This is a genomic window from Actinacidiphila epipremni, from assembly GCF_012034175.1.
Lineage (GTDB): Bacteria > Actinomycetota > Actinomycetes > Streptomycetales > Streptomycetaceae > Actinacidiphila > Actinacidiphila epipremni.
Map to the genome: position 1 here is coordinate 105,944 of NZ_JAATEJ010000022.1, position 13,891 is coordinate 119,834.

At 75.0% G+C, this 13,891-nt stretch carries 11 protein-coding genes; all 11 read right to left on the reverse strand.

Annotated elements, in window-relative coordinates; all coding sequences use genetic code 11:
* Position 1: 1 nt before the first annotated feature.
* Positions 2 to 283 carry a PAAR domain-containing protein gene (locus HCN08_RS24550; protein WP_167985399.1) on the reverse strand — a complete coding sequence of 94 codons (282 nt, stop codon included), beginning with the start codon at positions 281 to 283 and terminating at the stop codon, positions 2 to 4.
* A gap of 80 nt (positions 284 to 363) precedes the next feature.
* Positions 364 to 2,238 (reverse strand): VgrG-related protein, encoded by a 1,875-nt coding sequence (locus HCN08_RS24555; protein ID WP_167985400.1) that lies wholly within the window; start codon positions 2,236 to 2,238, stop codon positions 364 to 366.
* Between the two features lie 59 nt (positions 2,239 to 2,297).
* On the reverse strand, positions 2,298 to 3,074 hold the full coding sequence (locus HCN08_RS24560; RefSeq protein ID WP_167985401.1) for a CIS tube protein: 777 nt from the start codon (positions 3,072 to 3,074) through the stop codon (positions 2,298 to 2,300).
* A 53-nt stretch (positions 3,075 to 3,127) separates the two neighbouring features.
* A complete protein-coding gene (locus HCN08_RS24565) occupies positions 3,128 to 3,568 on the reverse strand; it encodes a phage tail protein (protein ID WP_167985402.1) in 441 nt (146 codons plus the stop codon).
* Between the two features lie 51 nt (positions 3,569 to 3,619).
* Positions 3,620 to 6,394, reverse strand: a complete 2,775-nt coding sequence (locus HCN08_RS24570) for a hypothetical protein (RefSeq protein ID WP_167985403.1) — start codon at positions 6,392 to 6,394, stop codon at positions 3,620 to 3,622.
* 144 nt (positions 6,395 to 6,538) lie between these two features.
* Positions 6,539 to 6,697, reverse strand: coding sequence for a DUF6760 family protein (locus HCN08_RS24575; protein WP_167985404.1), 159 nt, complete (start codon positions 6,695 to 6,697; stop codon positions 6,539 to 6,541).
* A complete protein-coding gene (locus tag HCN08_RS24580) occupies positions 6,694 to 7,221 on the reverse strand; it encodes a hypothetical protein (protein WP_167985405.1) in 528 nt (175 codons plus the stop codon). Before HCN08_RS24580 ends, HCN08_RS24575 begins: the two co-directional genes overlap by 4 nt.
* 92 nt (positions 7,222 to 7,313) lie before the next feature.
* Positions 7,314 to 7,757: a phage tail protein gene (locus HCN08_RS24585; RefSeq protein ID WP_167985406.1), complete on the reverse strand. Its 444-nt coding sequence runs from the start codon at positions 7,755 to 7,757 to the stop codon at positions 7,314 to 7,316.
* Positions 7,758 to 7,789: 32 nt separating this feature from the next.
* Positions 7,790 to 9,370, reverse strand: coding sequence for a phage tail sheath family protein (locus HCN08_RS24590; RefSeq protein WP_167985407.1), 1,581 nt, complete (start codon positions 9,368 to 9,370; stop codon positions 7,790 to 7,792).
* A gap of 148 nt (positions 9,371 to 9,518) precedes the next feature.
* Positions 9,519 to 13,193, reverse strand: a complete 3,675-nt coding sequence (locus tag HCN08_RS24595) for a hypothetical protein (protein WP_167985408.1) — start codon at positions 13,191 to 13,193, stop codon at positions 9,519 to 9,521.
* Positions 13,190 to 13,804 carry an eCIS core domain-containing protein gene (locus tag HCN08_RS36720; RefSeq protein ID WP_322974656.1) on the reverse strand — a complete coding sequence of 205 codons (615 nt, stop codon included), beginning with the start codon at positions 13,802 to 13,804 and terminating at the stop codon, positions 13,190 to 13,192. Before HCN08_RS36720 ends, HCN08_RS24595 begins: the two co-directional genes overlap by 4 nt.
* Positions 13,805 to 13,891: the final 87 nt, after the last annotated feature.

A 13,891-nucleotide genomic window follows, 5' to 3' on the forward strand; every position in this document is an offset into this window, starting at 1 on the left:
CTCACCCGCCGATCAGCACGGTCACGGCGCCCATGAGGATGGGCGCGCCGCAGCCGGCCAGGTCGCCGACGCGGGCGGCCGGCATGCCGCCGATGAGCACCGTCGGGCAGCCGGGCGGCACGATCGCGGACGGCGGGTGCACGGCCGGCGGCGGGAAGGAGCAGATGTGCGGGGTGCCGACGACGGCCGCGGGCATCCCGGCGATGAGCACGGTGGGCACACCGGGCGGCCCGATCACCCCCGGGTGCCCGGTCGGGTCGGCGACTCTCGCTGCTGGGGGCATCTGTCCCACCGTTTCCGTGTGTTCCGCTGCTTGTTCCGCTGTCGCGCTGTTCCGCTGCTTGTTCCGCCCGCGGGGCGCGGCTAGTTGATCTTCACCAGGGTCGCGCTGATCGCGCACATCGCGCCGCCCTTGATCTCCGTGTTGGCGGTGCCCTCGACCCCGACCGTGGTGCCCTTGACTGCGACCTGCCCGTTCGTCGTGAGCTGCAACGCGCCCGTGCCGCCGTCGAGTTGGACGCCGGTGCGGGCGGTGACGCTGACCGAGTCGCCGGTGAGCTCCAGCTTCCCGGTGCCCGCGTCGAGGCTCACGCCCTGCTGCGCCTTGACGGTCACCTTCTCCTTGGCGTCGATCTCGACGGTGCCGTCGCTGTGCAGCACGACCTTGGTGTCCTTGCGGTCCAGGTGCAGGGTGACCTTCCCGTCGCCGGTGGACAGCCGCACGCCCTGCGGGCCGCCGCCCGCCGCGTCCAGCAGCTCCAGCCGGTCGCCGGAACGGTCCACCAGGGAGCGGCGGTTGACCGTGCCGCTGGTGGAGTCCACGAGCGGCACGTCGTGGTCGGACGGCTTGTCCTGGCCGTTGTAGAGGCCGCCGAGCACGAACGGCCGGTCCACCCGTCCCTGTTCGAAGCCGACCAGCACCTCGTCGCCGACCTCGGGGCCGAACATGCCGCCGCCGCCCGCGCCGCCCATGCCGGTCGCGCGGGCCCAGTCGCTGACGTACTCCTTGTCCAGCCACGGGAAGGACACCTTCAGCCGGCCCCGGTCCTCCGGGTCGCGGTTGTCGCTGACGACCGCGTTGACCAGCCCGCACAGCCGGTCCGCCGCCCCCGCCCCGCCGCCCCCGGCGGCGCGCGTGCCGCCGGACGCGAGCCCGTACAGCGAGCGGTTCTCCCGGCCGCCGACGGTGACCCATGTCTGGTAGCCGGTGTCGGGGTCGAAGACGTGCCGGCTGGAGCTGACCGTGTACTTGCCCTCGAAGGGCGCCCCGACGTTCGCGAGCGTGACGGCCGTGCCCGCGCGCAGCTTCGGGATGCCCATCGCGACCGCGTCCAACTCGGCGAAGGAGCCCGCCAGATCACCGGCGATCGTACGGGCCGCCTGGGCGGCGGCGGCCTGCGACGGATAGGGGGTGCCGGTGACGAGGTGGACCGCGTCGCCGAACGGCTGGGTGATCTGCGCGGGGGTCAGGCCGAGTGTCAGCCGGTCGCTGCTGCCGGCCGGCTCGGACACCACGATCTCCGACTTCGTCCGGTCGTCCCAGCCGCGCACTTCGACCCGCGCGACCTGGTCGGCGGCCGTCACCGCGACCTGGCAGCGCAGCAGGTTGCGGCCGAACTCCAGGACGTACGGGCTCGCTTCGGGACGCGTCGACGGACTGGGCGCCCGGGCGGCCCGGGTGGGCACGCCGAAGCGGAAGGTGCCGTCCACGACGGAGACCTCGGCGCCCGCGAGATCCGCCAGCAGGTGCAGGAACTCCCAGTCGCTGATGCCCGGTTGGGCCAGGTGCTCATAGACGGTGGTCGTCGCGTCGACCTCGCCGACCGTGAGCCCCGCCGCCCGGGCCACCTGTGTCGCCACGTCCGAGGCCGTCGCCTGCCGGAAGGCCTTGACGCGACGGCCGCGCAGCAGCCGGTGCGAGTGGTCGAAGCCGCGCACGACGGTGAAGGTGCCGGTGGTGTCGAGGTCCACTTCGAGGGCGGTGACCTCGCCGGAGACGAGGAGTTGGCGCTGCGGGTCGTCGGCGGCGGTCGCGTAGATCTTCAGCGCCGAGCCGATCCGCACTCCGGCCTTCGCCAGCACCTGGTGGTCGGGGTCGCGGAAGCGCAGCACGAACATGTCCGGCAGCCGCACGCTGTCGTCGACGTAGCCGGAGACCAGCAGCGCCGCCACGTCCTGCGGCAGCGGTCGCCCGGCGGCCTCCACCGCGAGCACGTTCGCGAATGTCTCTCCGGCCATCGTCTTCTCTTTCCGGGAAGGGGAGTTGGGGCTGTCGGGGTTCTCGGGCGCCGTCCGCCTCAGCGGGTGATCTCGTCGGCGCCGGGGAGGAGCAGGTCGCGCCCCGGGGCCAGGCGCATGGGGTCGTCGATGCCGTTGGCCTCGGCGATGTCGCGCCAGGCCGCGGGGTCGCCGTACTCGCGGAAGGCGAGCATCGCGAGGGTGTCGCCGGCCACGACCCGGTGCACCCGGCGGGCGGTGAGCGCGCCCGACGTCGGGTTCTGGCCCGGCAGTTGGGAGGCCAGTTCCTCGATCGTGACCTGGCACACCGCGCGGATCGGCAGCCCGCCGGCGGTGAAGAGGGTGTATTTGGCCTGGACTTGGCTGATGAAGCCGACAAAGCCGGTCAGGCCGCCCCAGTGGAAGATCACGAAGGGCGGGGTGCCCTTCTTCTTGTCCTGCGTCTGGTCGGTCGGCACGCAGCAGGAGAAGAGCTGCTCGACGGACTTCACGACGCTGTCGCCCTGGTCGTCGGTGGCGTCGAAGAACATCTCCAGCGTGAGCTTGGACGGTTCGGGCCCGGTGTATTCGGCCGGCCCGGCACGGCTCGCCCCGCGGGCGGTCTTGCGCTCCCACTTCGCCGACTTCGCCAGGCTCAGCTCCTTGGGGTTGAACTGGAAGTCGATGGTGGCGAACTGCGGCCCGGGCGTGCTGGTGCCGCCGTCCGGCGGGGGCTGGCGCAGCTCCAGATACGCCCGCTCCAGCTTCGGCCGCGCCCCGGCGCCGGACGGGCCGCCCGCGCTGTGGCTGCCGCCGGGCGAGGCGGCGGAGAAGGCGACGGGAGAGGACGGCGGCATCGGCGGGCTCCTTCCGGATCGGCGTGCGTACGGCGGCAGTTGCAGGTGCGGGCTCAGTCGGCGGTGAGGAAGCCGTGGTGGGCGATCTCCAGCGTCTCGGTGGCGACCTTGGGCGAGTCGACGCTCAGCGACGGGCCCTGCCAGCGCACCGGCACGACGTCCATGAGGCTCCAGCGGGCGACGACCGTGCCGTCCACCGTCATGGCGCTGATGTGGCCGGTCTTGCGGGTCACGCCGGAGGTCATGCTCGCGATCCACTTGGTCACCTTCTCGGTGTCCTTGGTGATCGGCCGGGTGAGCTTGATGGTGGAGAACTTCAGGCGGGACGGCAGCTGCCAGACGTAGCCGTTGTTGCCGCCCTCCTCGCGCTGCTCCATCACGACCTCGCACCCCAGGCCCTCGCAGCTGTTGAACGAGCCCAGGCTGAAGTCGTCGACCTCGACGATGAAGCAGACGCTGACCGCGGGGTCGGCGGCGGCTGCGGGGGTCGTCATGTGCGGCTCCTGTTCCTGCGGGTTCTGCGTACGGCGGGGTCAGTGGCTGGGTCAGCGGCGGGAGTCGAGGCGGTATCCCGCGCGCTCGCGGTCGAGCCGGAGCTCGGCGCGCAGGAGGCGGGTGAGGGGGCCGAGCAGGCGGCGCACCAGCTCGTCCGTGGATTCGGCGGTGGGGACTGGTGCGGGTGCGCCGGGCGCCGGTGGGGGCGCCGGCGGGGCGGCGGGGGTCGCGGGCGCGGGTGCGGCCTCCGGCGCGGGGGTGTCGGCGCGCTGGACGGCGACGGGGGCGGGTGCGGGCGTGACGGGCGCGGGTGCGGCTTCCGGCGCGGCGAAGACGACGGAGCCGTCCGGCGCGCGGGTCGCGATGCCCGCGGCGACGGCGATGTCCCCGGCCGCGGGCGAGGGGATGTGGGCGGGCGGCGGGGGTGCGGAGGGGGATACGGGCGGGTCGGCGGCCGGGTGCGGGAGGGTGCCGCGCTGGGCCGTCGGCACGGCGCCGGGACCTGGGCCGGACGGGGGCCTCGGGCCCTGCGGGGTGGGCGGTTGGGGCGGCGGCGGGGGTACGTCGCCGGTACGTACGGTCGCCACCGTGGCTGACGACAGGGTGCGTTGGGCCTGTGGGCCGGGCTCCCACACGACGGGCACGGGCTCCTCCGGCGCGGCGGGCGGCTGCTGCTCCGTGGGCGTTGGCGCCCCCCGCAGCTCCAACCCGCGCTCCCCGACCAGCGGTACGTCCCGCTCGGGCGCCACCAGCCGCTGGACGGCGGCGTGTTCGGCACCCGCGTCCACCAGCGAGGCGGACCCGTCGCCGGTGAACGGCCGTACGGGGACGGGGGTCTGCCGCCGCACCGGCACCGGGCCAGGGGTGATGTCGAAGCGCTGGACGACCGGGCCGCCGGGCGCGAGAGGCAGGGCCAGCCCCGCGGCATCTGCCGGCCGCGGAGCCGCCGGGGGCGCTTCCGGGAGGGCCGAACGCTGCACCATATGGGCGGCGGCTTCGCCGGGGGACGCCGCGGTGTCGCCCGCCGCGGAGGGCGCCGCGAGGCCGCTGCCGTCGTTGTCCGCCGGGCCGCCCCGGACGAGCGGCGCCGAGGCGCCGAGCAGCGGGGCGGTCGCCGCCCCGGGCGCCGTGCCGGCCACGTCGAGGCGCTGGACGTGGGCACTCGCGGCGCCGGGCTCGTCGAGCCACAGCCCCGCCGGGCCGGGAGCGTCGGACGGGCCCTGCTCGGCGGCGGATACGCCCGCGTCGCCCGCCGCCCCGGACCGTACCGGCGGCCCCGCCACGCCCGCCCCGGACACCGACGCGACCCCGGGACCGGGCGCCCCACCGGTCGCCTCGCGCTGGACCGGCGGCAGCCCCGCCGCCTGCGTCCCCGGCGCGGTGGAGGCGGAAGGCGTGGCCCATTGCGCAGCCGTAGCCACTGGCGCCGCATCGCCCAGCAGCGGCGCGACCGGCGCCGCCGGCTCACCCGTCACGTCCTCACCCGCCCGGCGCTGTACGTCCGCGGCGTCCGGCCCCTGCCCGGGCACCTCGCGCAACGGCTCCCCGATACGCCCGGGCCGCGGCACCGCACCCGGCGACGGGACCCGCTGCACGGCCACCGGCACGGACGCCAGCGGCGCCCCGAGCCCCAGCGGCCGTACGGGCGGCGGCGCGGATTCCAGCGCGGCGTCCGGTACGGGTCCGGCACCGGCACCGGCACCGGCACCGGCACCGGCACCGGCGAGCGATTCCGCCCCCAACGTGGGCGCGAAACCCGCCTCAGCCCCGACCTCAGGCACGGCCCCGCCCCCAGCACCCGCGGAACGCCGCACCTCCGGCGCACCACCGGTCCCGGAGCCCGGCCCGGCTGCAGCCCCGCCTCCGGCGCCCACGGAACGCTGCACGCCCGCTACGGGCCCGGCTTCCGGCGCCCCGCCTTGTGCGGGCCCGGCGAGCGATTCCGCCCCCAACGTGGGCGCGAAGCCCGCCTCGGCCCGGAGGTCAGGCGCGGCTCCGAAGTCAGGTGCAGCCCCTCCCCCGGCGTCCGTATCGGCGGGCCCCCGGCCCACCTCCGCCGTGCCGGCGCCCGCGGCCTCCGTACCCGCCATGTGCGCAGCCCTACCCGCCGAATCGCCGGACTCCGCGGAAGCCGCAGGCGCGAAGCCGGCCACGGACGGCGCCCCCGGGGCAGCACCCGCTCCCCGCCCCGACCCCACGCCGCCCCCGGAACCGGCGTCCGGCTCCGCGCCCGACCCCGCCTCCGTACCCGCCCCGTCCGTACCGCCCGCCACCAACGGCACGTCCGTCGCCCGCTGGAGCACCGACGGGTCGGGCAACTGGCCCACCAGCGGCGCTTCCAGGGCGCGTTGGAGGGTGGGCGCCGCGCCCTCGGGAGCCGTCGCCGGTACGGCCGGGTCCGGCAGCGCGACCAGCGGCCGTACCGGAAGGTCCAGGTCCACCGTGCGGGCGACGGTCAGCGGGAGGTCCAACGCGCTCGGGCGGGGCGCCGTGTCCATGGACACCGTGGCGCCGGCCCCGCCCCGGGAAGTCCCCGGCAGGGCGGTGAAGTTCACGACCCGGGCGGCAGCGGCGTCCTCCGAGGGGCCGCCGTCCCCGGCCGGCGAGGGCTCCGGCGGCGCGAGCCGCGCGACGTCCGGGAGCAGCCCGCCCGGCGCGGACGCGGACACCGCGTGGCCCAAGGCGCCGCCCAGCGAGGGGTTCTGCCATGTGCTGAGCCCCGCGGCGAAGTCGGCCGGCGCGGTCAGCAGCGGCGCGGGCGCGAACGTCCGGCGCTGGACGGCCAACTGCCGCCACTCGCCGCGCGGTTCGGCTGGCGCGGGCACGACACCCGCACCGCCCGTACCGCCGGCACCGTCCGAAGCGCCGACAGCGCCCGTACCGGCGGGAGCCGCGGCGGTCCCGGACGCGGCGGGCACCGCCCGGCCCCGGCGTTCCGCCCACCGCTCACCGACCCGTCCGAACACCGGCTACCGCCCCCCGGCCGCACGCTGGTTGAGGCGGGCGATCTGGGCGACGTACCGGCGGCGTTCGGCGTGTTCGAGGTTGAGGATGGTGTCCAGCGGCCAGTGGAAGTGGTAGGCGACGTACGCGACGTCCTCGTAGAGCCGGTCGGCCGCGTACGTCACGATTCCCCCAGGCGCTCACCGGCCAGGTCGACCGCGAAGGCGGTGGCGCAGGACGGGCAGGTCACTTGGGCGCGGGTGTGGCCCTCGGCGTTGATGCGGCGGTAGAAGTCCTGGAGGAAGGCGAGGTCGGAGGCGAACATGTCCTCGATGACGCCCGCGTGGATGTCGGTGAGGGTGCCGAGCCGGACGACGACGCGGCCGAGCAGCACCACCGACAGGTACGCGGGGTTCTCCCGGACACGGTCGTCGCGCAGCGGCACGAGCTCGTCGCGCGCGGTGGACAGCCGCATCACGCCCTCGCGGTGCACCTGCCCGCTGCCGTCGACGTAACCGCGCGGCAGCCGGAAGGCGAACTCGGTCTGCATGACGTCCCGTTCCCCTCCGGAGCGGCCACCGGCGCCACCGGCGCCACCGCCACCGCCTGCCCCCGCCCCGACTCCCGCGTCAACTCCCGCCGCCGCAGCGGCGGACGGCTCCTGCTCCGCGCCCGCCGACTCCGGCTGCGCCACGATCTGCCGCCGCATCCCTCAACCCCCGGCCCCGAAGCCGAAGTCGACCCCGAACCCGAACCCGACACCGGCCCCGAGCCCGTCTCCGGCCGGCACCGCAGCCACCCTCACGCCACGTCCATCGACTCGTACGTCAGCACGACCTTCTCGGTGAGCACACTCGTGTCCCCCGCCTTCAGCGAGCCGATCTCCAGGCTCTTGGGCCAGGCGTTGACGAGCGTGTAGCGCTTGATCGCGTTGCCCTCGTAGTCGTAGACGATGATCGCGCCGCCCTTGCGGGAGTCGGCCATCTTGCCGAACCGCGAGTCCTTGATCCACTTCTCGAAGCTCTGGTCCGCGGTGAGGCCGCGGGTCAGCGTGACCTCGCCGGCCTTGGGGCGGCCCGGGAGCTTCTTGACGACGTACTTGCCGTCGTTGGTGTTCTGCTTCAGCTCGATGACGTCCTGCTCCATCTTCAGGCCGGTCACCTCGGTGATCTGCTTGATGACGACGCCGTCGAACTCGAGCCCGAAGGAGTGGCCGACCGACGTGTCGAGGTCGGGGAGTGCCATGCGCGGCTACCTGCCTTCCGTGGTGGTGGACGTCACTCGTTGACGAGACTGGTCCCGCCGGAGAACTGGGCGAGCCGGAAGATCACGAACTCCGCCGGCTTGACGGGGGCGATGCCGACCTCGCAGACCACCTGCCCGGCGTCGATGCCCTCGGCGGGGTTGGTCTCGCGGTCGCACTTGACGTAGAAGGCCTCGTCCGGCGTGAGCCCGAACAGGGCGCCCTTGCGCCACTCGTTGACGAGGAAGGCGGAGATGGTGCGGCGGATCCTGGCCCACAGGGCGTCGTCGTTGGGCTCGAAGACGACCCACTGGGTGCCCAGCAGGATCGACTCCTCCAGGTAGTTGAAGAGCCGGCGCACGTTGAGGTAGTGCCAGGCCGGGTCGCTGGAGAGCGTCCGCGCGCCCCACACGCGGATGCCGCGGCCGGGGAAGGCGCGGATGCAGTTGACGCCGGTCGGGTTGAGCAGGTCGTTCTCGCCCTTGGTGAGGTTGACGGCCAACTCGACGGCGCCGCGGATGACTTCGTTGGCCGGGGCCTTGTGGACGCCGCGGCTGTCGTCGTTGCGGGCCCACACGCCGGCCAGCGCGCCGCTGGGCGGGACGAAGCGGTTGCGGCCGGTGGAGGGGTCGGCGACCTTGATCCAGGGGTAGTACAGGGCCGCGTACTTGGAGTCGTAGCCGGCGCCGTTCTGCCGCCAGTCCTTGACCTCCTGCGGGTTGAGGTCGGGCAGCGGGTCGATCAACGCGACGCGGTTGCCCATGAGTTCGCAGTGGGCGATCATCGCGAGCTGCACCGCCTTGACGCCTTCGGCGTCGAGCGCGCCCTGCTCGTAGGCGCTCATCAGGTCGGGCACGGCGAGCATCGTGACCTCGTCGACGGCCTCCAGGCCTGCGAAGCCGGTGCGGTCGGCGGAATCGCCCACATATTGCGCAGGGGTGATCGTCGCGGGCACGGGCAGCGGCCCGGAGGGCGGCGGTACGGCGACGGTCTGGTTGCCGGGGCGGGCGACGGCCGCGGAGCCGCCGGGCTCCTCGACGACGATCAGCCGGGACTTCTCCCGTACGACGGCGGCGACGTACGTGCGCTGGCTGCGCTTGGCGGAGACCTCGAAGGTCTCCTCGACCTGGTCGCCGCGCCGCACCACGAGGGTGAAGGCGTCCTCGCCCGCGCCCTCGGCGGCGTCGGCGACCTCGACGGTCAGGCCCTCGCCGGCGCCCTGCTGGGCGGCGACCTGGAAGCCGCCGAGGGCGGCGCGCGGGCCCGCGGCGAGCGGGGCGGCGGCCTTGCCGCGCGGCTTGGCGGCGGGTTTCGCGGCGGGCGCGGCGGCGCCGTCCCCGGACTCCGCCGCGTCCTCGCCGATCCGGACGACGTAGCAGGTGCCGCCGCCGTTGAGGAAGTAGCCGTAGACCGCGTGCGCCAGGTAGGCGCCCTCGACGAAGCCGCCGAAAGTCCCGGTGAACTGCGTCCAGTTGGTCACCAGCGTGGCGGTGTTGTACGGGCCCTCGGCGGCGAGTCCGACAAAGGCGGCGACCGCCGTGCCGACCCCCTCGATGGGCCGCGAACCGGCCTCGACCTCTTCGACATAGACGCCCGGCGACAGGTACGACGGCATCCTCGGTCCTCCCCTGGGACAGCTCTGGCCCGGCCAAGCGTGCCGCCCGCCGCCCGCGCCGGTCACGGCCTCCGGGACGGCCCGGGGGGAATCCGCCGATGCCCCTTCGGGCAGGTGCGGGCGGGCGAGGGGGCGCGTCCCGTGGCCGTCACACCGGTTCCGGCTCCCGGTCGGCGGCCGGCGGCGCCGCCGCGGGGGCGGGAACGGGCGGCCGGCCGGCGAGGATCGCGTCGATGTCGGCGCGTTGCGCCGCTGCCGCCTGCCGGATCAGCGACTCGTCGGGCTTGGCCGAACTCGTCCCGCGCGCGGCCCCGTTGGTGCCCTGCTCGCCGCCCACGGCGGCGACGGTGCGCCGGATCGCGCCCTCGGCGAGCATCGTGAAGGCCCGCAGCGCGTTCGCCGCGCTGTCGCCCGCGCCGACCCGGCCCGGCTGGGCGCCCGTCCGTACCCGGCCCGCCAGTTGCCGCAGCAGCGACTGGTCGCCGCCGGGGCTGTCGGTCTTGAGGTCGGCGGCGCCCTTGTAGATGAGGATCGTGTGCATCCCGCCGTACTCGCCGGGCGTGACCGCCGACTGGCCGCGGGCGGCGAGCAGGCTGTCGACGTACGACCGCGGCACGACGTGCTCGGACTCCAGCTCCCACATCCTGGCGTACGAGGCCATGCCGGCGGGCGGCTGGTAGCGGGCGGTCTGCGAGCGGTGCGGACGGATCTCGCCGAGGTTGGGCGGATCGCCGAGGTGGCCGGTGAGTTGGGCGACGAGCGTCGGGTCGGCGCGGATCAGGGCGATCATCGCGGCGATGACGCGGCGCCGCTCGGCGCGGGTCGCCGTCGCGGGCAGCGCGCGGTATTGGCCGTGCAGGGTGCGCAGTTGGTCGATGCGGCTGACCGGCTGCGGGTTCTCGGAGGCCACGACGAGTTCGCCGCCGGGCGCGTCGAAGATCTCGTGGTCCTGGCCGTCGAGGGTGAAGTGCTCGTGCACCGGCCCGGGTTCGCCCTCCGCGCCGGTCTCGGCCGCGTCCTTGACGTCCTTCTTGTCCTTGCCCTTGAGCTTGTTCAGCACGGCCTTCCCGGCGGCGACGATCTTGGCCACGACCCAGTCGACGACCTTCATCACCGGTGCCTGGATCTTCTCCAGGATCGAGCGGATCTTCTCCCCCACACCGCCGAGGCCGAGCAGGCTCGCGAGGAAGTCCAGGACCACCGGGACCGCCTTGGCCAGCGAGTTCTCGATCAGCGCGGGCACACCGCCGGCGCCGCCGCCCGCGATCGCCTCGACCGAGTCCAGCACGGAGTCCACGAAGCTCTTGATCTGCGCGGCCCGGTGGACGAAGAACATCACCACGTCGTAGATGGCCTTGCAGGCCCGCACGAAGGCCGACGCGGGGTTGAGCAGGCTGACGATCCAGGTGACGCCGGCGGTGACGATCTTCTCGGTGACGAAGTCCTCGATCGCGCCGATCACCGTCTCCTTGATGTCGGCGAGCTTCTCGACGATCCACCGCCACAGGCCCGCCGCGCCCTCCGTCAGCAGGATCTTGACGATCTCGAAGGTCGACTCCAGTGCCTGCATGGCCGGTTCGCCGATCGCGGTGACGACCCGGGTGCGGATCCTGGCCCACGTCAGGCCCAGCACCGACAGCACCAGCTTGATGACGCCCTTGGCGTCGAACTCCTCGGGGATCTCGATACCGCCCGCCGCCAGCTGCCCGAACAGCCATTCCTTCAGGCCGGTCTTGAGATGGTCGCCGATACGCGAGGCGAAGCCCATGACACCGGACTTGACGGCATCGACGAGGTGGCCGAGGAAGCCGATCGGGTCGGTGACGATCCTGTCGATCGCGCCGGCGGCCCGGGCCAGCACGCCCAGCAGCATGTCCTTGAGCTGCAGGACGGTACGGGCGGTGTCGGCGATGGCGTCCTCGGCCTTGCTGAGCAGGCCGCGGTTGTCCGCCTGGAGGGTCTTGATCTCCTCGTCCAGCTCGCCGCGTGCGGCGGTGTAGCGCTGCGCCAAGTCCTCCACGAGACCTTGCGACTTGTCGGTGACGGACGAGTCCAGCTGGTCGAAGTCGGCGGAGATCTGCTGGGCGGCGGACTGCGCGAACTGCCGTAGCCGCGGGCCCTGCCGGGCGACGATCGCGGCGACCTCGTCGCGGCCCCGGGCGATCCGGGCGGTCGCCTCGGCAAGGCGCCGGCCGATGGTGTCGGCGATGTCGCCGATCACCTTCTGCATCTCGGCCTCGTAGAGCCGGCGCGACTCGGTGAAGATCTGGTTCGCCGCAGGCGGCAGGTCCATCACCAGGTCGCCCAGCCAGCGGGCGGCGCCCTCGATGCCGGAGTAGCGGGCGTCCTTGTACGCGGCCATCCGCGCCTGGTGGTCGGCGGTGAAGGCCGCCTTGGCGCGGTCCTGCCCGGCGTCGAAGGCGGTGTCCACCTCGCCGTCGAGGTCGCCGAGGATCTTCTCCGTCTCGGTCTTCGTGGCGTCGAAGGACGCCTTGATCTCGGCGGTGACGGCCGCGCGGGCCTGCTCGTCCTGCGACTTGGCAGCGCCCTGGCCGCCGGCGACCTGCTGGTTCGCGCCCGCGCGGGCGCCGGCCATCTGCTGCACACCGGCCGAGCCGAGCGCCGCCGCGCCGGTCTGCTCGGCGGCGACCCGCGCGCTCTCGGCGGCCCGGTAGCCGCCGGGGGCGATGGCCGCGTGCGCGTCGGCGGCCTGCTTGGCGGCCAACGCCTCGGTGAACTGCGGCTCGTTGGCCTTGCCCAGCTGCTCCGGGGTGAGCCCGGCGTCGGCCAGCTGCGTGTCGGTGCGCCGCGGGGTGCCGGACAGGTCGGTCTGCTCGGCGGGCGCGGGCGCCACCGCGGCGGACCTCGCGTCCGGCGGTGCGGGCGCGGGGGTCGCGGCGGGCGGCGGCAGCGGCGTGACGGGCTTGTCCACCGCGCGCGACGGGTCGGGCGGCGCGGCGGTCTTGTCCGCGACGTCCTTGGCGGAGGCGGCCTTGCCCGCGGTCACCTGCCCCGCGACCTCGCCCTTGATGGCGTCGGCCTTGCCGGAGGCCGCGAACTTGTCGGCCTCGTCGAGCGTCTTGGGCGCCTGCGCGGCGACGGCCTTGTCAACGGCGGCGACGAACGCGGCCTTGTCGAACCCCGCCGGCCGCGCCGTCCCCATCTCCGCGACCCGCGCCGCCTTCGCCTGCGCCTCCCGGTCGTCCTGCGGCCCCACCGCCGCGTCCTGCGCGGCCTTCACCGCCGCGGCCCCGCTCGGGTGCCGGGTGAGCGCGGCCTTCTTGGCCCGTACGTCGGCGCTGACGGCCGCGAACCGCGGGTCCTGGGCGGGAGTGAGCCCCGGCGGCGGTACGGGCCGCTCACCGGCCTCCAGGCGCTGCACGAGCCGCTCACCGGCCTCCAGGCGCTGCACGAGCCGCTCACCGGCCTCCAGGCGCTGGAGTGCGCGCAGCCGGTCGGCTCCGGCGGCGGACGCCGGCGCAGGCCCGGCGTCCTGGCGCTGCACGGCGGACGCGGCCCCGGCTGCGGACTGCGGTGCGGGCGCCGCCTCCGCGCGCTGTACGGCCAGGTCACGGGCCGCCGCCTCCGCGCCGTCCGGGCGGGCCGCCCCGCGGTCCCCGGCGCCCGTCGCCGCGCCCTGCGGACGGCCCGCCCGGCGCTCGGCCAGCAGCCGGGCCACCGCCGCGTTGCCGGCCTGGGCCTGGAGGCGCTGGAGGGCGCCCAGGGCGCCGCCCGGGGGCCCGGCGGGGCGGCGTACCGGTGCGGCGGCGGGGGGCGGTGTGCGCGGCGCTGGGGCCTTCGCGGCGCGCCCTGGGGCGGTCATTCCGCCGGGGCCTCCTCCTCGACGGGCTCCTCCTCGCGCTGCACCACCCGCGCCGCGGTCGCCGCCGCCTCCTGCTCGAAGCGGTCGGCCGGGTCGCTGACCCGCACCCCGCCGCCCGCGTCCGTACCGTCCACAGGGCCCGAGCGCTGCTGGACGACGTGCGTCAGCTCGTGCGCGAGCGTGGTGCGGCCCTGGTGCGAGCCCGGGTCGTAGGCGTCCCGCTGGAAGACCACATGCGAACCGACCGTGTACGCATGGGCGTTGACCGCCTGCGCGGAGTGGTGCGCGGCGGCGTCGGTGTGGACGCGTACGTCGCCGAAGTCGTGGCCGAGGCGCGCCTCCATGTCGGTGCGGACGGCGGGCTCCAGCGGCGTACCGCCCGAGCCGACGACGTCGTGCACCGGGGACTGCTCCTCCTCGGGGGCGAGCGACGCGGACACCGCGCCGTTGCCGAGCGCCCGCTGGAGCCGCAGCAGGCCGCCGCTGCCCAGCACATCGGTACGGCCCGCCGCCGCGGCCTTCAGCAGCAGGCCCTCCGGCACCGCCGGTGCCGCCTGCCGCGGCGCCGCCGACTCGCCCTCTGTCTCGTGGTCACGCTCGAACCCGCGCACGGCCCCTCGCCTCCGCCGCCCAAGGCGGCGCCTGCGCCGCCGCCTTCCACGGTCCCATCGCCGCCCGGGCCCGGCCATTGCGCCGCG